Below are 20,924 nucleotides of genomic sequence, written 5' to 3'. Positions count from 1 at the left end.
TTTGTTATATAGTAACTGTCGTTCAAATGGCTTTTATTTTGACTAAGTAGGTTCTTATGGCACTTTCAAGTTTCGGTAAAATTCTCACTGTCTTAGACCTCTTTTCTGTGTCACGCCCGATTATCAATGTCGATATCATCAGTGCCGAACTGGGGCTATCACAGCCCACCAGTTATCGTTATTTAAAGGAATTGGTATCCGCAGGACTTTTACAGCGCTTAAGTGGAACCAGTGGTGACTATACTTTAGGCTCTCAAATTGCTGTTTTGGACTATATCTCTCGAACGACAGACCCACTCTTACAAATCAGCATTCCTTTTATGCAAGACATCGTTGAGCGAACGGAGTTTTGCTGTATCCTCACCCAGCTCAACGCAGAGCACTGTATTGACCTATATGGTGAAGTCTTTAAAGACCTTGAGTTATTTTCTTATGGGCGTGGTTGCCCACGTCCCGTATATTTAGGTTCATCGCCTAAAGTGGTGATTTCACAGCTCAGCAAAGCTAAAATTATTGAATATTATCAAAAATTTTCGGCTCAGCTGGCCGAGGTCAATTTTGCCGCGAGCCAAGATGAATTCTTACAGAAAATGAAAGCCATTAAGAAACAGGGCTATTATTTTTCCAATGGCGAGTTTGACCCCAACCTTGCCAGTCTGTCTGTACCTGTCAAATTTTCACCCAAAGATACACCGTTGGCACTGACCTTATTGGCTTCGAAAAACCGGTTTGAATTTGTGGATCTGAAAAAAATGGTTGAAATATTAAGACATAGCGCCTTACAGATCGAACAGAAATGCCATCTATTGCATAATATTGAAGCTTAATTTTACTTAGCGTTGAAGCATTGGATAGAAATAGCGAAAGGTTAAATTCAGACGCGGCTCAGTGATTTTGCTGGATTTCATCAAAGCATGTTTCCAGTAGCGCTGGGTCTGTCCACGCATCACGATCAATTGCCCGCTGTGCAACATCAGCCCGACTTTTTCCTGTTTAAACTTGTGCTTAAAGCAAAACTTACGGGTTGCGCCAAAACTGAGTGAGGCAATCACCACATTTTCTTGCTGCGGTGAACGTAGTGAAGGCTCATCATCACTATGCCAGCCGACGGCTTGGCTGCCATTTTCATATAAATTAGCTAGGCATGAGTTAAATGGATGTCCCACCAGTTGCTCAATATGGTGTTTTAAACGAAACAAAGCGGGATGCCATAACAGTGCTTGCTTGGCACTACCCGAATAGTGATATTGGTACTCGGCATCGCCATACCACACCACTTTTCGTTCCGTGACATAACGTTTGCCATACAGTACGACCTCGTCAGGTTGCCATGCCAAATGTGCTAAAAAATAATCCAAATATTTCGCACTTTGCTCCGCAGTTAAAATCAAGCCCAAGTCCTGCACCTGCCCATCGAATGGGAGCAAGTTTGCTTGCGGTTCAGGACTAAACAGATCTAAGGTCATGACTTTTCCTCCTCTGCAAACAGTTTAACTGAATTTAGAACGACACAAATCAAAACAAAGTCACAGCTTGTCGCCTAGCCTCCTTATGCATACACTCAACTGAACTTTCACAATAAAAAGAAGCATGTATGAACCTTTGGCAGTTGTTTCAAAAGCTTCGCCCCTTTGTCCGTCCCTATCGGATATTGGTGATTGCGACCTTGATCCTGACGCTCATTGGTTCCTTCACTGCGCAGGTCAATGCTCTGACTTTGCAATATGCCGTCGACAGTATCAACCGTCTGGTCGAACAAGGCCAAGGACTGACCGAAGGCCTACATATTTTGATCACCATTTCTGTGATTTTACTCAGTAAAGAAATCATCAGTGCCTTGGTGCAGTTTGGTCAAAAGTTTTATGGGGAAAAGCTCCGCATTCTGGTATCGCAAGACTTGGCGCAAAGCATTATCGAAAAATTTCTCAGCTACCGTTTGGCCTTTTTTAATGCCGATCAGAACCAAGCAGGTAAGCTACAAACGCGAATTGACCGTGGCATTGGCTCACTCACCCGTCTGGTACAAATCTTTTTTATCGATATTTTGCCACTTTTTAGCAGTGCCATTGTGGCACTGGGGTTGATGTACTATGCCAACTTCTACGTCGGTTTGGTGGCGACCAGTATTATCCCAATTTACTTTTGGCTGACCTTCCAACAAGCTAAGAAACTGGGCGGATGGCGGCGCAACCTGCGTGATGGCCGTGAAAAAAAGAGCCAAGGCATTCTCAGTATTATCCAGTCGATTAGCGTGATTAAGTCCTTTAACCGGGAGTCCATTGAATCGACCAAACAACTAAAACTGCAAAAAGCACTGACCGATAACCAGATGCAAACGCGCCAACTCAGCTTTTTATTTGATGGCTTAAAGACCTTTATTGAACAAATCGGGATTGTGCTGATTATCATCCTCACGGCGTACTTTGTACTCGATGGACAAATGAGCATTGGCATGATCATGTTTCATATTTTGCTGTTTAATAATGTCTCTGCGCCAATTCGTTCATTACACCGTATTTATGATGAAGTCAATGATGCAATGATTTACGCGGAAAGTTTTTTTAAAATTTTAGAAGCAGATGATGAAATCGAGCAAAGTGGTGCGCTCAAACCCACAATTCAGGGAAAATTCAGCCTAAAGAATGTCGATTTTTTCTACCCCAATGGTCATCACGCATTAAAACAAATCAACATGGAAATTCGACCCAACAAAATCACGGCTTTGGTGGGCTTATCTGGTGCCGGAAAATCCACTTTAATTAGCCTATTAGATAAATTTTATCAGCCTGATGCAGGAAAAATTGAGCTCGATGGAATTGATTTACAAGACATCGACACCGCCTATTTACGCGATCACATTGGCCTCGTCTTACAGAAAAATCACATTTTTCAGGGCAGTATTTTAGACAATATTCGCTATGGAAAAATCAATGCCAGTGATGAAGAGGTCTATGCTGCCGCAGAAAAAGCCTCTATTCATGAACAAATTTTGCAGCTCCCCTCAGCTTACCAATCCGATGCACTGATGCTTTCAGGTGGACAACAACAACGCATTGCACTGGCACGTATGTTCCTCAAAAACCCACCGATTATTTTTCTGGATGAACCAACCGCTAGCCTCGATGCGATTGCTAGCGAGCAAATTAAACAGAGCCTCGATGAGATCAAACAAGGGCGAACGGTGATTATTATTTCGCATAGTTTGTCACAAATTATCGATGCCGATTATACCTATGTCATGAAGGAAGGTTGTATTGCTGAACATGGGGAACATGAAGCGCTGTACCGTCAGGATGGAGTCTATAAGGAAATTTTCGATGCCATGGCCAAGAGCCTCAATATTGGAAAAATTGCCAAGACTTTTGAAGATGATACTGAGGAAGAAACGCATAGCTAATGTATCTCAGGTACAAAAAAAAGCTCCCGCAGGAGCTTTTTAAAAATCTAAGAATCAAGGCTGTTTTAAATACGGCCAAGCTGCTTTGAGATAAATAAACATCGACCACAAAGTCAAAATTACTGCGGTATACAACAATGCATAAGCCAACATTTCAAGCGGCTGCCAATTCAGTAAGAACACGGTAATTGCAATCATTTGAAAAGCGGTTTTATATTTCCCAACCGTAGACACGGCTACATTGGTACGTGCACCTAACTCTGCCATCCATTCACGCAGTGCTGACACCGTAATTTCACGGGAAATAATCACAATCGCCGCAAATGCCATCGAAATTTCTGGTTTCCACTGCACCAACACGATCAGTGCTGCTGCCACCATCAATTTATCCGCAACAGGGTCTAAGAAACGCCCAAATGCAGAGGTCTGATTTAAAGTCCTCGCCAAATAACCATCGAACCAATCTGTCACCGCTGCAACGACAAAAATAGACGTCAACAAAATATGACGAGACATACTTACCGCTTGTTCAGCGATACCCATTACAGGGGGCCAATAGGCCACCAACAAAAAGACCGGAATTAAGGCAATACGCGCCAAGGTCAAGATATTAGGAATATTCAGGATGCGACCTGTAGTCATAAACACCGCCAGTTGTTTCCCTCATGTACGATGAAAATGCACACTTTTTTGAGGTTTAATCCATCGTTAATAGCGCCCACTTTATACGAATTGACCTAAGGTGTCACTAGGCAAACACGGTAACTGTTTGACGTGAAATTGCAATTAAACGATTCTGATCATCCCACAAATAGGTGGCTTCGGTGGAATATCCACCCGCAGCATATTGCGTTTCAACGTGGTATTTCATCCAATCGTGTAACTGATTTTTCAACGGATGCACATAGGTCAAATGCCATGTTAGCGAACTGGCGGGTGCCATACTTTTAAACATCGGTAGCACCCCTGGTGGCCAAATGTCCATCGACACCATGAGGTCGGCTACGGTCATGTCTCGATTTTCATGTAAGTCTGGATTAAAGCGATACCAGCCAGAAAAGTCAGGCTTTGGGCTGGCTGTACACGGATACTGCCCTGTGACCCAAACCATATCCAACTGCTTAAAACACTCAGGTGCAAGCGGGTGATGCGGTGCTGTTGTAAGACCATCAACCGATGGAAATGCTGGCGCTACAGGTTCTTGATGCACATGGATACTTGATTCACGCTGTGTCCCAAAGCTTGCCACTAAAATGCTTTGAACTGCATCATCTTGCCATAAACGCACTTCCAAGGTCGTAACCGACTTGCCTTGACGTAGAATCTCGCTGGTTAAACGAACTTTGGCCTGTTGTACTGGGCCAACAAAAGTCACGCTACAACTGAGTAAATGCTTCGTGTCATCGGCAAGAGTCAACAATGCTTTTTGCATCATTAAACCTGCGACCAGTCCACCATAAATCGTGCGTCCTTGTAACCAGCCTGTAGGAATATCAATCCATTCTTGTTCTGCTAAAGCCTGATAACTGTGTTGAAGCGACATGTGGCATCCTTGTTTTAAATTCCGTCTATATCTTTACAACACAATTCAACCAATGTGAATGATCAATGACCCATGGGTCAATAAGCACTTTTGCCATCGTAGTAGATGCGGTTCTACTCATGCAAAACTTTATAAATAGTACGGGCCATCACTTCACCCAAACCGGGGACTAGGGTTAAGTCTTTTTCGGAGGCTTTCAACACCCCTTGAATCCCACCAAAGTGCGTCAATAAATCGCGGCGGCGTTTCGGCCCCAACCCCGGAATCACTTCCAAAATCGATGAACCCCGTTTTTTATCACGTTTAGCCCTGTGTTTAGTAATCGCAAACCGATGTGCCTCATCACGTACCTGTTGTATCAAATGCAACGCTTTATGATCTTCAGGCAACTGAATTTTAGTTCCATCGGTAAAGTGTAGGGTTTCAAGGCCCGGTTTACGCCCTTCACCTTTTGACACCCCGACCATAAAGGCCTCTAAACCCAGCTCTTGCATGACATCCATCGCCATATGCAACTGCCCTTTACCACCATCAATCAGCAATAAATCAGGCAGCATGGCTTTTTTATAACGACGGGTCAGCGCTTGACGCATTGCGGCATAGTCATCACCCGCGGTAATGTCTTGAATTGAAAACTGACGATAATCGCGCTTACGAATGCCGCCACTGTCGAATACCACACAGGAAGCCACAGTTTCTTCGCCCATGGTATGTGAGATGTCAAAACATTCGATCCGATCAATCGGACGTCCCACCACTTGTTCAAGTTGATGGAAACGCTCATTCAGTTCAAAGTGATTGGCCAATTGCCCTTTGATCGCATGCTGCACATTCATCTGTGCCAGCTCTAACCACTCTGCACGTGTCTCACGCACGCTATGTTTAATCTGTACTTTCTTATCAAACTGTTGTTGTAACGCTTGTTCCAGTTCTTTTCGATCGGGCAATTCGACATTTACAATCACCTCACTGGGTACTTCATCTGCCACTTGGAAATAAAAGTTCGCTATGAAGTCAGCCAGCATTTGCCCCAAACCCTCTCCGAGCATATCTGGAAAATAACTTTTACCTCCGAGCATTTTCCCGTTGCGCACATGCATAATCTGCACACAGGTCACCCCCGCCTGATAGGCAATCGCTAAAATATCGGCTTCACCTTTGAGCTTATAAATAGCTTGTTGAGACTGGACATCCCGTAACAGTGCCATACGGTCACGGTAAAACACCGCTTTTTCAAATTCTAAGGCTTCGGCCGCTTGCTCCATTTTCGCAATCAGTTCTTGATTCAGCTCTTTGGTGTCCCCTTGTAAAAAACGAATCGAGTTATCGACATCATTTTTATACTCTTCAGGGCTAATAAGTCCTACACACGGTGCTGAACAACGCTTGATTTGATACTGCAAACAAGGACGCTTACGCTGTGAAAAATAGCTATTTTCACACTGGCGAACATTAAACAGTTTTTGCAAAACCAACAAAGTATCCCGTGCATTATAAGCACTCGGATACGGTCCAAAAAACTTCCCAACTTGGTGTTTGCCTTTGCCCCGACCTGATGCAATCCGTGGATAAGGTTTGTCGGCAGAGACAAAGATATACACATAGGATTTATCGTCCCTGAGCATGATGTTATAGGGTGGACGGTGCAGCTTAATCAGGTTTTGTTCAAGCAGCAGCGCTTCAGTTTCGGAACGAACGACTAAGGTTTCGATATCATAAATACGCGCCACCAAAGCCTGCGTCTTCGGGTGCTCAATGGTTTTGACAAAATAACTAGAAACACGATTTTTTAAATTTTTCGCTTTGCCCACATACAGCAGTTCACCGTCTTTGCCGAGCATGCGATAAACGCCCGGCAGTGTGGTCATATTGGCTAAAATTTTTTCGATATGTTCTCGTGCGTTTTCGTTCACAGGGTTCCCTAATTTTCTCGGCTCGCCGTCAACTGTTCTGTGCAGGCTTAGCCTTTGATCTGTCTTTTAGATTGGGCAGGTCTGACGCATTTCAAGCTCATTGCTAGTGCGTTTCACAACCAGTCTGGCTGGCAAAAGACATTGATACTGAGATTGAAGGCTTATTCCAGATCCATCTCTTCAAAATCGATCCGTTCAAACACACCTTGTTCATTGCGGGCAAAGTGACTTCCCGCAGGCGCATTTAAGTGAGCAATGATGTCCGCATCATAGTTGGCAATCACATTGACCTCATAAAGGCCTAAATTTTCAGGGTCTTCAATATAGTCATCCCCTTCTTCACCCGATAAAAACACCCAACCACTTTCCTCACTAGATTGTGCTTCTTCACGGTACATGTAGGCCACTTTTAGGCCTTGCACCGTAATCATATCTGAAGCGATACAACTTCCCATATGCGGCACTAAAGTTTGAATTTGTGTCGGACTCAATTGATACGACTTCATAAGAATATCCTTCAACGGCAAGTAGACGTTTTGCATGTGGAGGTTTGTGGGATGAACAGAACTCAAGTTTATTTTACTTTAGTCTTCACGGCATATTTGAGCAAGGCTTTCACTCGCTTAGCCCCGTAAAGCATACAACGTGCCTAAGACTGTATTTATGACAATTTTAACGCAGCTTTAAACGCTACTTTATCTTTTGGTGACACCAAAATGGTTTTGGTTTGGCCCTCTTTTAAGTATTCAATCTTTAGACGATCTAAGGACAAGGCTGGTGAACTGATGGAATTATCTGTTTCAGAAACAGACTGTATCGCAGTCAAGGGAATGATCCATTTAAAACAGAGACTGCGAATTGTCAGTTGCTCCTGATCAACCACATAGCGGGTACTCCACAGCGGCCACCACAGTAAAACAATAGTCAAAGCATAGACCACAACGAACAAAAGATTTTGCATCAAAATGCCTTTGCCATAGGTGGTCAAAATCAATTGGGCTAACAGGCCTGACATCGCAATAATAAACCCCAAAAACCACCAGTCCATCTTAGAACGAAACTTTTGCACCTTGAAACCTCATGCTTGATCTAAGTTATAAGTTGCGATCTTAAAAATGACACAGATACGCGCTCATGTTGTTTTTAGTTTTAACTGGATAAAGCATAAAGCCATGCGTGGTTCGAATCCACTGTAAGCCTTGAAATAAATAGAAAAATCAAAAGGGCAGATAGGCTTCCCCTTTTCTGCCCAAATAAAAAAACGCCACTCAGGGCGTTTAATGTACTTTAAAACACATAAGGTCGAACAAAGATCAGGAAGAAAATTCCGAGCATCAGGAACCACTTTAAGAAGTAGTACAGTTGACGGTTGGTTTTCTTCAAAGCTTTGGCTTTGATCCGCACTTGATAGACATAACCAAAGACTTTATTCAGTCCACCCGTTTGGTCCCCTGCTTCATTTGGAGAGCTAGCAGCGGTCATCACTTTTTTACCAAACCAGTGATTGAAACGCTCCATAAATCGTGTCTTTAATGGACGCTCGACATCGGCAAAGAAAATAATGCGGTTTTGATCGGTCTTATTTTCTGCATAGTGAATATAAGTTTCATCAAAGACCACACTTTCACCATCACGCCATGAATAGCGCTGACCATCCACATCAATAAAGCAGCGGTCATCGTTCGGTGTGATCAGCCCCAAGTGATAACGCAATGAACCCGCATAAGGGTCACGGTGACGAACCAAACGGCTGTCTGGTGCCAGTTCAGTAAACATCGCGGCTTTAATGGTCGGCAAGGTTTTCAGCAAGGCTGTGGTTTTTGGACAAAGCTCAGCAGCTGACGGATGCGCAGAGTCATACCATTTCAGATAAAAACGCTTCCATCCTGTTTTGAAAAAGGAGTTAAACCCCAAGTCATCATAACTGCTCGATGCTTTAATTCCGCCTTTTTCATATAAAGCTTTTGCTTCATCACGAATCATTTCCCAGTTTTCATCCAACACTTTTAAGTCTTGAAAATGCTGAGTGTCGATATAGGGCTGATTCGGCACCTTTGAAAACATGTACATGAGATAGTTAATCGGTGCAAGAATCGTTGAATGATCGAAAAATTGACGATAAAACGAGTGACGAACCTTCCCACGTTGCTGAATATAAAGTGCAGAAAGAATAAAAATCGCCAGAATGATCCACTTAATCATATGAAAACCTGGAAACCAAAGAAAACGAAATAAAAGAAAAAGACCGGTATTCGGTCTAGACTGCGAATTGTAACATAGGCTGCAAAGTACGTCCTATTTCCAGCTTTTCATCACAAGTTTTCATTCTGTTTGAGTTTACCTGCAAGTGCAGCATTGACTAAATTGCCAAAATCGGCACAAAGATTGACTTGAAATATAAGGACGCCGTCTAATCATTTTTTGAACACTCATCCATAAAAAATCTTAAATGAAACAAAAACTTCACTCTATTTAGGCCGCATCATTCAAAAATACATCACGCAAGCACACGAAATAATTGAATAAAAATAGATGACCCTTGCGTCACGGCTTGATACAACTTGTTATGTTCTTTTTCGATATAGTTATCGTAAGATTGGCGGAGCATAGATGTACGTAGGAATGACGTACTCGCTTCACAACATCAACTTAGAAGTCCTCCAAAATAAAGGAGATCAGGCATGATCCACGCTGGCAATGCCATTACCGTCCAAATGCTTTCGGACGGAATTGCAGAATTCCGCTTTGACTTACAAGGTGAGTCGGTCAACAAATTTAACCGTGCAACGATTGAAGATTTTAAAGCTGCAATTGACGCTGTTAAAGCAAACGGTGACATCAAAGGCTTAATCGTTACTTCGGCTAAATCTACATTTATCGTTGGCGCAGATATTACTGAATTTGGTGCAAACTTCGCTCAAGGCGAACAAGCGATTGTGGATTGGGCATTGCCTGTTCACGACATCTTCAACGCATTTGAAGATTTAGAGATTCCTAAAGTTGCAGCGATCAATGGCATGGCATTGGGCGGTGGCTTTGAAATGTGTCTCGTGTGTGACTATCGTGTGATGTCAGACGCGGCTCAAGTCGGTCTTCCTGAAATCAAACTGGGCATCTTCCCTGGTTTCGGTGGTACGGTTCGTTTAAGCCGTCTAATTGGTATCGACAATGCAGTTGAATGGATGGCCATGGCTAATCCTAAAAAACCTGCTGCGGCACTGAAAGATGGTGCAGTTGATGCAGTTGTTGCTGCTGACAAACTACAAGACGCTGCAATTGACTTGGTTAAACAAGCCCTTGCTGGCCGTGTAGACTGGAAAGCAAAACGCCAAGAAAAACTTGACCCAGTTAAATTGAACCCAATCGAACAAATGATGGCGTTCAACTCGGCGAAAGGTGCAGTTCTTGCAAAAGCAAATCCTGCGCAATACCCTGCGCCTAAACTTCTTCTTGACTCATTACAAGCAGGTGCAAGCCTTCCACGTAATGAAGCACTTCAAGCTGAAGCGGCTGGTTTTGCAAAAGCAGCGATTACACCACAAGCAAATGCATTAATTGGTCTATTCATCAATGACCAAGTGGTGAAGAAAACTTCGAAGAAATATGAAAAAGGTGCACACCCTGTCAACCAAGCGGCTGTATTGGGCGCGGGTATCATGGGTGGCGGTATTGCTTACCAAGCGGCAAGCAAAGGCACACCAATCATCATGAAAGACATTGGTAACCCGCAACTTGCTTTGGGTATGAAAGAAGCCAATGGCTTACTGACCAAACAAGTTGAACGTAAGAAGATGAAACCTGCTCAAATGGGTGAAACGCTTGCGCGCATCCGTCCGACTTTAAGCTATGACGAGTTTAAAGAAGTGGACATCGTGATTGAAGCAGTAACTGAAAATCCAAAAGTAAAAGGCATTGTACTGGCTGAAACTGAGAAAAATGTTCGTGATAACACGATCATTGCTTCAAATACTTCAACCATTTCAATCACACGTTTGGCTGAAAACCTACAACGCCCTGAAAACTTTGTCGGTATGCACTTCTTTAACCCAGTACACATGATGCCATTGGTAGAAGTGATCCGTGGTGAGAAGACTTCGGCTGAAGCGATTGCGACCACTGTAGTTCTTGCTCAGAAAATGGGTAAAACACCAATCGTTGTGAACGACTGCCCTGGTTTCCTTGTAAACCGTGTATTGTTCCCTTACTTCGGTGCATTTGACCTTCTATTGAAAGACGGCGCTGACTTCCAACAAGTCGACAAAGTCATGGAAAAATTCGGCTGGCCTATGGGTCCTGCTTACCTAATCGACGTTGTTGGTATCGACACGGGCGTTCACGGTGCAGAAGTGATGGCTGAAGGTTTCCCTGACCGTATGAAGCCAGATTTCAAAGGTTCAATCGAAATCATGTACGAAAACAAACGTTTGGGTCAAAAGAACGACGTTGGTTTCTACAAATACGAACTTGACCGTAAAGGCAAAAAAGCCAAAGTGGTTGATCCAACTGCGTATGAACTTGTGGCTACTGTGGCAACTGCAGAAAAACGCGAGTTTGATGCTCAAGAAATCATTGACCGTATGATGCTGGCTTTCTGTAACGAAACTGTTCGTTGCCTAGAAGACAACATCGTTGCGACTGCTTCTGAAGCAGACATGGCGATGATTATGGGTGTAGGTTTCCCTCCATTCCGTGGTGGTCCATGCCGTTACATCGACCAAACAGGTGTTGCTGAATACGTTGCACTTTGCGACAAATACGCACACTTAGGTAAGGCTTATGAAGCGCCACAAATGTTGCGTGACATGGCTGCTAACAACAAAAAATTCTACGGTTAAGGAGCAACGTGAATGGCTACTTTAAATCCACGTGACGTTGTCATCGTTGATGGCGTACGTTCAGCAATGGGTAAAACCAAAAACGGTATGTTCCGCAATGTACGTGCTGACAGCTTATCGGCTGAATTGGTTCGTGCTTTAGTTGCTCGTAACCAGTTTGACACCAATGAAGTTGAAGACCTGATCTGGGGCTGTGTAAACCAGACTTTAGAACAAGGTATGAACATTAGTCGTAACATTGGCTTATTGGCTGACCTTCCAAAAACTGTGGCAGGTCAAACGGTTAACCGTCTTTGTGGTTCATCTATGCAAGCGCTTCACACCGCTGCTGCACAGATTGCAACCAATCAAGGTGATATCTTCATCATCGGTGGTGTAGAACACATGGGTCACGTCGGCATGATGCACGGCATCGACCTGAACCCAGAAGCATCTAAACACTATGCAAAAGCGTCTAACATGATGGGCTTAACGGCTGAAATGTTAGGTCGTATGAACGGCATTACGCGTGAAGAACAAGATGCGTTCGGTGTGGAATCTCACCGCCGCGCTTGGGCTGCAACGCAAGAAGGTCGTTTCAAAAACGAAATCGTGGGTGTTGAAGGTCATGATGCAAATGGCTTCAAAATCCTTTGCGACATCGACGAAGTGATTCGTCCAGATGCAAACCTTGAAGCATTCAAAGGTTTACGTCCTGTATTTGACCCGAAAGGCGGTACAGTAACAGCTGCGACTTCTTCAGCTTTGTCTGATGGTGCATCTGCAATGCTACTCATGTCTGCTGAACGCGCTCAAGCTTTAGGTCTTAAGCCTCGTGCTGTGATTCGCTCTATGGCGGTTGCAGGCTGTGATGCTGCGATCATGGGTTATGGTCCTGTACCTGCAACTCAAAAAGCGCTTAAACGTGCTGGCTTAAGCATGGCGGATATCCAAACCATCGAGTTAAATGAAGCGTTTGCTGCTCAAGGCTTATCAGTAATGAAAGGCTTAGGCGTGTATGAGAAGCAAGACATCATTAACTTAAATGGTGGTGCGATTGCATTGGGTCACCCATTGGGCTGTTCTGGTTCGCGTATCACAACCACGTTGTTAAACGTGATGGAACAACAAGATACGCAAATTGGTCTTGCGACTATGTGTATCGGTCTTGGTCAAGGTATCGCAACGATTATCGAACGTGTTTAATGTTTAATTAAATACTGAGATAAAAAGAACCCCGCTTATTGCGGGGTTTTCTCTATTTATACTTATCAATTTCTAAAACTAATTTTCTATATGTATCCTTATATTTTTCTAAATTTGTTAAATCACCCTTTCTATTGGCGACATATATACTTAAACTATCTAAGTCTAAAAGCTCTATCATTCCATTTACATTTTGATAAGGTGAAAGAATTTCCTTTTCCCTCCAAGGCTCATCATCATGATGAATAAAAAGAATTTCAAACACATCTAAAAGACCAGTCCTATTAAAACTTTTACTTATATATTCAATACCATAATACCCAATTTCATCTGATTTAGATAAAGATCTCCATAGGAGACTAAACTCATTTTCTTCTTTAGTTTCACTAAAATACATAGATTGATTTTTGTCCCAATATAAATTCTCAATTACTATTTCAGGATGGCTATTATTTTTAGTATAGAAACTTACACCAACAAGTTCAGGATATTGTATGTTTGACTCTTTATTTCTCAAGTCATATATATCATAAGAATGAATTTGACAAAATTTATTCAAAGCTTCGATAAGAATATCCTCAGAATCATCTTGAGACTCAATAATTATATGATCAGAGAAAAGTTTTCGAAGGTACTTCTTCTTCTCTTCATAGTTTTTTTCATGCGACCTTACATTCAAAATATAAAAATTATCATTTCCTAATATGTCTTTTATTTTATATTCACCAATAGAATAACCTACCCATTCATTTGTAGTAAATTCCTCAAACCTGTGACCTTCGCCATAAATCAATCTCAACAAATCATTTTCTCTTCCAGTTTTACAGCGTATAAATTTTTCATATAATTCTGTTAAAAACTCACCATGCGTATATTCAAAATTAATATTCCAAAAATCTCTACTGATATTTAATATTTTTTTTGCACTAATACCATATATATCAACCATGTAATCATAATTATGACTATGTGAAAGTGGGTAACCCCTATAATCATTAATTCCTACTGTTTGACCTTTAAATAAAAACTCACTCCTCAATAAATCAATTTTAATATTAGGCTTCAAATAAAATGCAACTTGCTTTTCTTTATCCCATATTACATCTGTAATTAATTCTTTGGTAAAACCATAAGTACAAATTGGTGCATATTTTAAGACTCTCTCATATATTTTATTTTTTTGAAATTGAATCCATTTTTTTTCAAAAGTATCAACATTATTCAGTAAACTAAGCTTTTGATTGTCGTAGATTTTTTCCAAATCAAAATTAACTTTTATATAAAACTTTGTAGTAGTACCAATTTTTCTTCTATCACCAACATTTTTAGTTATAAAGCAATAACCTTGCTTTCCACCTAGAGGGGAGGACATTTCAATATCTAAACTATCGTGAGAAAAATAGCTGCATGTATCAAATTTAATATTCTGATACTGAATCGGTAAGTCTTTTGTTAATAGAAATGCGCTATGTAATCCTATACCAAATTCACCTGAGGGCCTCATCCATTGCGGCATTTCATTTATAATTTTCTTTTTATGAATATTTTTGCTCGATCCTGCCATAGTCTGCATATAGCCAAGATCAACCATACTCATTCCAATGCCTTGGTCGATAATTTGAAATTCCCAAATACTATCTAAAGAACCTTCAATATTTTTAACTTTATTGACTTCCAAACGAAGTGGATATTTTTCGAGAATTTTTAGAAAATCTTCATGATAGGGATGTAATTCTTTAAGTTTTTCTTGATCTTCTTCAAGCCAAATTCTTAACATTGTGGCATCAATTGAATTCTGAATCAGTTCACGATATATACTATATTCATCACTATACAAGTTTGCTCCTTGTAATAGCTCCATAGCATTTTTTTCATCTAACTTAAATTTCATTGGCTTATTATTTAGAAGTAGTTTTTCTTTCTTAACCCCATTTTCATATTTCACCTCCATTTTTACATCTAATTGTTCGATAGTTGGTAGTGAACCAAATTTTAAATCAGGTACAATTAAGTTCCATTGTGACATCTGATTCTGAAATTCTTCTCGAATCCATCCAAACCAATTTTGCGTTTCTACATAAGACATTTCATCAGGACATTCAGCAACTAGCTTTACTGTTCGTTTATCAAGCTGAAACTCGCGTAACGATAAATGTTTGTCATGATGATGTTTACTCACAGAAGGCATATTACTGACATGCTTTGCCATAACTGGGCAAAAACGATTGTCATCTAAGTCAAACAAATCCCCCAAACGGAGTAAACACCCTATAAAACGTGGATGGCAATCTTCTGTTCCCAATCCAGTTTGTTTATAAGGGATTGTTTCCATCAAAGTATCGAAATTCATACCATGAGAAACACAAATTTGTCCTAAATAACGATAAATTCGGTTTGGTAAAAGTTCAGTTCTAGGTGAAGTTATTCCTAAATCTTTAAAAGGATCTTCAACAATTTTACCAACCCTCTTGTCATGTCCACGTCTAAACCACTCAGCAACTAATTGACGATATTGCTCAATACCATCGAAAGGATGATCTACAGTACCAATTGCTGATAACCAATTTTTTTCGACATAGGCTTGGCAGAATTTTTGAAGATCATGTTCTTTTTCATTTGCAATAGTTTGAATCATGAAATTAAAGTCAGGATTGGAATGTACTTCCTTTGCATTTTTAGCATCAACTAACATTCCAACATCATGCCAATAAGCAGCTTCTAAAATTAGCCACGTATCTATGGCTGTTAGTAATTCAATATCATCACCCAATAGCCGTTCGATATTGACCAAAATTTGCTGTGAATGTGATGCATTATGATTACTAAAATGTGGATAAAAACCACCAATATTTTCTAAAGCTTTTCCTACTAACTTTTGGTCAAACTCCCACTGTGCAAATAGAATTGCTACGTTTCCATCTTCTTCGCATTTCTTTTTCAAATGGGCTATTAATTTAGTACTCATAATGAATTCATTTATTTAGTTGTTAAGCCCATCCTAAACAATATTTACTTATTTTTTAAGTTCTTGTAGCCAAAAGAATTACAATCATCTTAATAATTTTTGCATTTATACCCGCTGCGCCAATAACGTCGCAAAATGCTGTTTAATCCGTTTACCATCGGCATCAACCCGATGTAACTCACCTACATTTTCATTGTATTTCACAATATTCCAACCCTCGTATAGCGCCCTTAACTCTCCAGCTTTAAATGCAAAAGGAAAGTCAGCCTGCGCAGGAATATCATCGGTATCCATGGCACACACAATCAAATTCAACCCATTTACATTTGTGGCTTGCTGCATCTGCGCAATTAATGGTTTCACCGTTGGCGCTTGCAAGAACATCATCACCACCGTACAGCAAATAAAGTCGTATGTACCTGTAATGCTTGGGTCAGTATTTAAATCCCGCTGTTTCACATGAATATTTTGAATACCTTCGGCATCTATAATCTGCTGTAATTTTTGCAAACTTTGCGGATTCACATCCCAAGCATCCACCTCAAAGCCCTGCTGATTTAAATACAGACTGTTACGCCCTTGTCCACAGCCCACATCCAAAGCCCGAACACCGTGTAAATACGGGGTAGCCGCCAAAATTTCTGAGTGTGTAGGTGAAAGCTGATATTTCTTATTAAAATAATCCTGCGGAGTACAGTAAAATTGCAACTGGCACTCTATGTCGTCACTGGTCGAAACAATTTTGTGCCATGCTTGAGGCTGAATAAACGGTGGCTGTTGCTCAGCTGTAAACAGATGTTCAGATTGCACTTGACCTGCCTCATCTAGAAAAGCAAAACTCAGCTCACCTTGATAAATCTTTAGCTTGGCCCACGTGCCCGCTTTGGTATTGTGTTGATTTTTAAACCCTTGCGGAATGGCCTGCGCAGTCCACACAGGCAGTTCTTTATAACAAATCAAGTCTTGCATCAGCCGATTCCCACCCTTGTTATGACGTATTCGCCAGTCCATACTTTTAATCAGGCGCATGCATGATCATATCCAGTTCAGACTCAAATGAACATTCATTCAGTGACTAGAAACAGCAGATGGATAAGAAATAAAATCTGTTGCCACGGCATTGAGCGGCTCATAGAACTTTCATGACTTTAAACTTTTGAGCTTTGACGCCTTTTTGAACATTTTAATGATAGGCTTAAAGACAATAAAAATTCAGCTTAACTATATTTCAAATGATTCGGAGTCTATCGATGTTTGCATCACCTTTAAAAACCATCATTTGCTTAGGCGTCATGGGGACATTGTTCACAGGCTGTGCCACCAAAACCCTGATGACCAAAGACAATAAAACCTATACCCGTACCAACAAAGTCACCTTGATTGAAGACCAAGTGGTGGCTTTTGGCAAACCTGCTCAGCCTCTACCGAGTTTACCTGCGCATAGTTTAGTGATTGCGGGGCAACAAAAAAGTTATGTATTGACCCAAGGCGGGCCCCAATTTGTCAGCTTGATTGGGAAACTGGAGCCGAAAAATATTCAAGTCACCCGAGAACTAAGTTTCTATTCAGAAAAGAATGATGGTCATTTCACAGGGACACTACCACTGTCTTATGTGAAACTCAAAGAAGACATCAGTAAGAAAGATCTGGAATTTTTTATTGAAAATGGCGCGAAGGAATGTTCAAGTTCCAGTGATGAACGCATGTTTGCACAGCGTTTCTGTTTCGAGATCAAACTGGCAGGTGTGGTTTACCCTGCGGCGAACAATTTAGCGTCTTTAAAAGCCTTGAGTAAGCCTTATCAGGTGAGCATTTATACCCATCAAGAGGAAAGTTATAAATCGAAGTCAGGCATGAATCCTTTTGAAAAATTAGTGCTGCTGCCTTTTGCCGTCGCAATTGATGTGGTCAGTCTACCGTTCCAAGCAGCCGATAAAATTTTTGATTAAAACAATACAAGCACAGCGCCTAGAACGAATCAGGCTCAGTGCTTTTTTGTGAGGGATTTAAATTAAGAGTTCGCCCATCAACCAAGCCATATACTTTTCTTTGTCCATAAAGTCAGGCGCGTTGCCCGTATCTAGACTGAAATACTGTTGGTTAAACTGAATCACGATTTGTTCGGTGTGGTGCCAGTCTTCAATCATTTTGAAATATTGGTTGAAGAAAAATCGATTCTTCCCCCAGTTGCTTAAACGTTCTAATTTTGGATAGTTTTTATTTTCTACAAACTCACTATACACATGCTGAATATCATCAAAAACGTGTATGGTTTTCATGACTCACCTGCCTGCACTGAAAAGTCGTCATCGTTGTGATGCTTTTACTCTAGCAGCCAATTTTGAACAACAGATGACAGTCCGCTTACAAGACTGTCATCTTTGTACGGTGTTATAACTTCTGTTCTACCTCTTTTTGGGTCTGTTTTTCGACCTGCTGCATCTGGCTATTCAGTGCCAAAATCTCTTTATACAGCGCATTAAACTGCTGTAGTGGTGCATCTTCATAAAACATAAAGGTGTTGTTTTTCTTTTCCCATTGATTATTTTTCAGCACCAAGAAAATTTGATCCGCTTTGGCTAAATTCTGCTGTTCAAGACTAAACAAGCGGGTGGCTTCATGGCTTTTTTCACTGGCTTTCATGCTGTCGGTCAGTTGATGGCGGAACCGCGAAGATATTGCTAAATCTTTGGCCTGAGCAATGGCCTCTTTTTGACGTTGTTCAACCTGCTGTGCATAGCTCTCAACAACGGCATGTACGTCTTTCAGCATTTGCTCCGTTTCAGCATAATTGTTCTTTTTGTCTTTGCTTAATCGGTCAATATTTAGAAACTGATCCCAATTTAAGGCTTTTAAATCTCGTAGATATTGATTACGCGCTTCGGCATTTTGCAGCATATGACTGAGCACAAACTCCGCCATAATTTGATAGTCACCTGTCAGACGTGGGTCTTTTACATCGACTTGAATTGGTGTGGTCCAATCTTGAGCTTGTTTGTAAATTTGTTCGGTCTTTTCATACAGCACCGTTTCATAGCGTTGTAGCTGCTGCTGCTCTTTTTGTTGTTGAGAATACTGATAAAACATCCAACCAAAAACGGCACTGGTCGCAAGAACTAAAATCAACACGATACGTCGCATGTTCAGCTTCCTCTTCATTTCTTTTCATCATAGCAAATAAAGGCACATGATCAATATTTCAACATGTTATCGATCTTTGAGGATGCTAAGCCCGTACCTTCCCCAAGTGGATGAGGAAGTACTGGCGATAAACAAATAAAGACGTGTTACTTCGCTGGAGCTATTCTTGGTTGCTGACTATTCTGTTGAATCCCTTGTATAAAATTCCGATCAATCTGCCCAATCGAAATTTGTTCACGGGCAATTTGTACATTGGTCGCATTATGGTCAATGCCAAACGGCTGCAACATGATATACAAACCTTCAGTTGGATTAGACGACTGCAAACCAGCGGCGATGTTCAAGACATGCTCACGTAATAAAGGTGGCACAGAATTTAGATCTGCGGTGACTGCAGGTGGCAAGATATCTACATTTTGAGTGATGGTCGGATCGACCACAAAAGACTGTGCATCATCCTGTAACTGAACGATACGGTGCTGCAAGGCTTTACGAATATTTTCATCCTGTTGATAAGGAATCACACCCGTTTCAGCACGTAGCTCTGATTCCGCCATGGTTTTAAAAGTCGGTAGACTCACGATCTCACCATTGGCTTGCAGCAAAGTCGGCATAAAAAGAAGAACACAACAAAAAACTGGAAGAGAATTTAAAAATTTCATAAAACAATCCCAAACAATAAGAGATATAAAAGACATGCTCAAACTGAGCGTCTTCACCCTATTGTATATTTTTCGATCTTTGTGTTGCGTAGTTGTCAGATAAGCGGTCAAGCCCAGAAGATTCAACTGATTGAATCCATAGCGAAACCGCTTTTTTTAATGGGCCTGCTTTAAATTTTATAACTCATCCCCATCATTTCCTTAATTGCTCTTTTTACTATTTTTGAGAAATCGCATGCGTGTAGATATTTGGTCAGATGTTGTTTGTCCTTTTTGTTATATTGGCAAAAAACGTTTAGAAGCGGCGGCTGAACAAGCTGGTGTGGAATTGGAAGTGCACTGGCACAGTTTTGAACTGGATCCAGATGCACCAGTACGCCAAGAAATTTCGAACTCAGAACGTCTCGCACTAAAATATGGCCGCACAGTGGCTGAAGTTGAAGAGATGCAACGTAATATTGCCAAAATGGCTGCGGAAGAAGGCATTGAATTTAACTGGGAAAATGCCAACTCAGGCAACAGTTTCAATGCACATCGTATTATCCACCTTGCTCAAAGCCACGGTTTAGGCAATGAAGCTAAAGAAGCCTTTTTCTTTAGTTATATGACGCAAGGCTTACCGATTGGTGAACGTGAAACCATTGAAGATGTGGCCTCTCGTATTGGTTTAAACCCAGTTGAAGTAGATGATGTGCTGGATTCTGACGAATACGCAGATTTCGTGAAGTTTGACCAAGAAGTGGCACGTGAACAACTGAAAGTAACAGGCGTGCCTTTCTTTGTTTTCGATCAACGTGTGGCTTTAGCGGGTGCGCAGCCGCGTGAAGTATTCTTACAAGTCCTTGAAAAAGCACAAATGCCAGCAGAAGAAAATAATGCGGCACAGTGTTCCGATGAGTCTTGTGAAACACCAAAACAATCATAAGGATACTGGATTCAGAGCTTAACTGAGCCCTATCCATAGATAAGAAAATCCCCGATCTGCGGGGATTTTTTATAGGTTATAAAAAATGGACTTGTGTTTAATCGACCAAGAAACTAATTTTAAGATTGACCCGATATTCTACAATTTGGTTGTCCTTAATCACCACTTTTTGTTCATTGCTCCAAGCACCTTGAACATTCTTCACCGTCTCGGTGACTTTTGCGATGCCTGTCTGAATCGCATCTTCAAAACTTTTCGCACTGCTTGAATTGACTTCTACCACTTTTGCAATGGCCATCTGTTTGTCCTCAGCTATTATTGTTTTTTCCTGTTCATCTTAGGTGAATTTTCAATCAAA

Annotated in this window: 19 protein-coding genes; 6 read left to right on the top strand and 13 right to left on the bottom strand. The window is 41.2% G+C overall.

From position 1 onward, the window contains the following. Positions 1-56: 56 nt before the first annotated feature. Positions 57-827 (top strand): IclR family transcriptional regulator, encoded by a 771-nt coding sequence (locus PTT44_RS08700; RefSeq protein ID WP_004692725.1) that lies wholly within the window; start codon positions 57-59, stop codon positions 825-827. A 6-nt stretch (positions 828-833) separates the two neighbouring features. Here PTT44_RS08700 and PTT44_RS08695 read toward each other — a convergent pair whose 3' ends face one another. Further along, positions 834-1,466, bottom strand: a complete 633-nt coding sequence (locus PTT44_RS08695; RefSeq protein WP_168159367.1) for an alpha-ketoglutarate-dependent dioxygenase AlkB family protein — start codon at positions 1,464-1,466, stop codon at positions 834-836. 128 nt (positions 1,467-1,594) lie between these two features. Here PTT44_RS08695 and PTT44_RS08690 point away from each other — a divergent pair, with 128 nt between their 5' ends. Next, on the top strand, positions 1,595-3,397 hold the full coding sequence (locus PTT44_RS08690) for an ABC transporter ATP-binding protein (RefSeq protein WP_168159368.1): 1,803 nt from the start codon (positions 1,595-1,597) through the stop codon (positions 3,395-3,397). 54 nt (positions 3,398-3,451) lie between these two features. Here the strand turns inward: PTT44_RS08690 and pgsA are convergent, their stop codons facing one another. From pgsA to lpxO, 6 genes are all read right to left on the bottom strand, one after another. Beyond that, on the bottom strand, positions 3,452-4,039 hold the full coding sequence (gene pgsA, locus PTT44_RS08685) for a CDP-diacylglycerol--glycerol-3-phosphate 3-phosphatidyltransferase (RefSeq protein ID WP_004692729.1): 588 nt from the start codon (positions 4,037-4,039) through the stop codon (positions 3,452-3,454). A 106-nt stretch (positions 4,040-4,145) separates the two neighbouring features. Further along, positions 4,146-4,940: a thioesterase family protein gene (locus tag PTT44_RS08680; RefSeq protein ID WP_168159369.1), complete on the bottom strand. Its 795-nt coding sequence runs from the start codon at positions 4,938-4,940 to the stop codon at positions 4,146-4,148. 113 nt (positions 4,941-5,053) lie between these two features. Beyond that, positions 5,054-6,853: an excinuclease ABC subunit UvrC gene (gene uvrC, locus PTT44_RS08675; protein ID WP_148826871.1), complete on the bottom strand. Its 1,800-nt coding sequence runs from the start codon at positions 6,851-6,853 to the stop codon at positions 5,054-5,056. Positions 6,854-7,014: 161 nt separating this feature from the next. Then, on the bottom strand, positions 7,015-7,359 hold the full coding sequence (locus PTT44_RS08670; RefSeq protein ID WP_168159370.1) for a DUF2185 domain-containing protein: 345 nt from the start codon (positions 7,357-7,359) through the stop codon (positions 7,015-7,017). Between the two features lie 155 nt (positions 7,360-7,514). Beyond that, on the bottom strand, positions 7,515-7,922 hold the full coding sequence (locus PTT44_RS08665; protein WP_010325754.1) for a PH domain-containing protein: 408 nt from the start codon (positions 7,920-7,922) through the stop codon (positions 7,515-7,517). Positions 7,923-8,140: 218 nt separating this feature from the next. Beyond that, on the bottom strand, positions 8,141-9,055 hold the full coding sequence (gene lpxO, locus PTT44_RS08660; protein WP_168159371.1) for a lipid A hydroxylase LpxO: 915 nt from the start codon (positions 9,053-9,055) through the stop codon (positions 8,141-8,143). 479 nt (positions 9,056-9,534) lie between these two features. Between lpxO and fadB the strand changes: the two genes are divergently transcribed. Together fadB and fadA are read left to right on the top strand one after the other, a co-directional pair. Further along, positions 9,535-11,688 carry a fatty acid oxidation complex subunit alpha FadB gene (fadB, locus tag PTT44_RS08655; RefSeq protein WP_148826874.1) on the top strand — a complete coding sequence of 718 codons (2,154 nt, stop codon included), beginning with the start codon at positions 9,535-9,537 and terminating at the stop codon, positions 11,686-11,688. Between the two features lie 12 nt (positions 11,689-11,700). After that, positions 11,701-12,873 carry an acetyl-CoA C-acyltransferase FadA gene (fadA, locus tag PTT44_RS08650; RefSeq protein WP_168159372.1) on the top strand — a complete coding sequence of 391 codons (1,173 nt, stop codon included), beginning with the start codon at positions 11,701-11,703 and terminating at the stop codon, positions 12,871-12,873. Positions 12,874-12,925: 52 nt separating this feature from the next. On the opposite strand, the gene PTT44_RS08645 is transcribed toward fadA, so the two are convergent. Next, positions 12,926-15,838 (bottom strand): HD domain-containing protein, encoded by a 2,913-nt coding sequence (locus PTT44_RS08645; RefSeq protein ID WP_168159373.1) that lies wholly within the window; start codon positions 15,836-15,838, stop codon positions 12,926-12,928. A 105-nt stretch (positions 15,839-15,943) separates the two neighbouring features. Beyond that, entirely contained in the window at positions 15,944-16,807 is an 864-nt protein-coding gene (gene tehB, locus PTT44_RS08640; protein WP_168159421.1) for an SAM-dependent methyltransferase TehB, read from the bottom strand. 281 nt (positions 16,808-17,088) lie between these two features. Here tehB and PTT44_RS08635 point away from each other — a divergent pair, with 281 nt between their 5' ends. Then, on the top strand, positions 17,089-17,787 hold the full coding sequence (locus tag PTT44_RS08635) for a hypothetical protein (RefSeq protein ID WP_168159374.1): 699 nt from the start codon (positions 17,089-17,091) through the stop codon (positions 17,785-17,787). A gap of 57 nt (positions 17,788-17,844) precedes the next feature. Here the strand turns inward: PTT44_RS08635 and PTT44_RS08630 are convergent, their stop codons facing one another. From PTT44_RS08630 to PTT44_RS08620, 3 genes are all read right to left on the bottom strand, one after another. Then, entirely contained in the window at positions 17,845-18,117 is a 273-nt protein-coding gene (locus PTT44_RS08630) for a hypothetical protein (protein ID WP_004978704.1), read from the bottom strand. A gap of 112 nt (positions 18,118-18,229) precedes the next feature. After that, positions 18,230-18,979: a hypothetical protein gene (locus tag PTT44_RS08625; protein ID WP_168159375.1), complete on the bottom strand. Its 750-nt coding sequence runs from the start codon at positions 18,977-18,979 to the stop codon at positions 18,230-18,232. 146 nt (positions 18,980-19,125) lie between these two features. Beyond that, complete coding sequence (locus PTT44_RS08620; protein ID WP_168159376.1) at positions 19,126-19,641, bottom strand: hypothetical protein; 516 nt, start codon at positions 19,639-19,641, stop codon at positions 19,126-19,128. Positions 19,642-19,876: 235 nt separating this feature from the next. On the opposite strand from PTT44_RS08620, the gene PTT44_RS08615 reads away from it, so the two are divergent. Further along, complete coding sequence (locus PTT44_RS08615; protein ID WP_168159377.1) at positions 19,877-20,566, top strand: DsbA family oxidoreductase; 690 nt, start codon at positions 19,877-19,879, stop codon at positions 20,564-20,566. A gap of 97 nt (positions 20,567-20,663) precedes the next feature. On the opposite strand, the gene PTT44_RS08610 is transcribed toward PTT44_RS08615, so the two are convergent. Further along, a complete protein-coding gene (locus PTT44_RS08610; protein WP_168159378.1) occupies positions 20,664-20,864 on the bottom strand; it encodes a dodecin family protein in 201 nt (66 codons plus the stop codon). Between the last annotated feature and the right edge of the window lie 60 nt (positions 20,865-20,924).

Source organism: Acinetobacter sp. Gutcm_16, from assembly GCF_028649355.1.
GTDB lineage: Bacteria > Pseudomonadota > Gammaproteobacteria > Pseudomonadales > Moraxellaceae > Acinetobacter > Acinetobacter johnsonii.
This window is presented reverse-complemented; position numbering and strand designations above follow the sequence as displayed.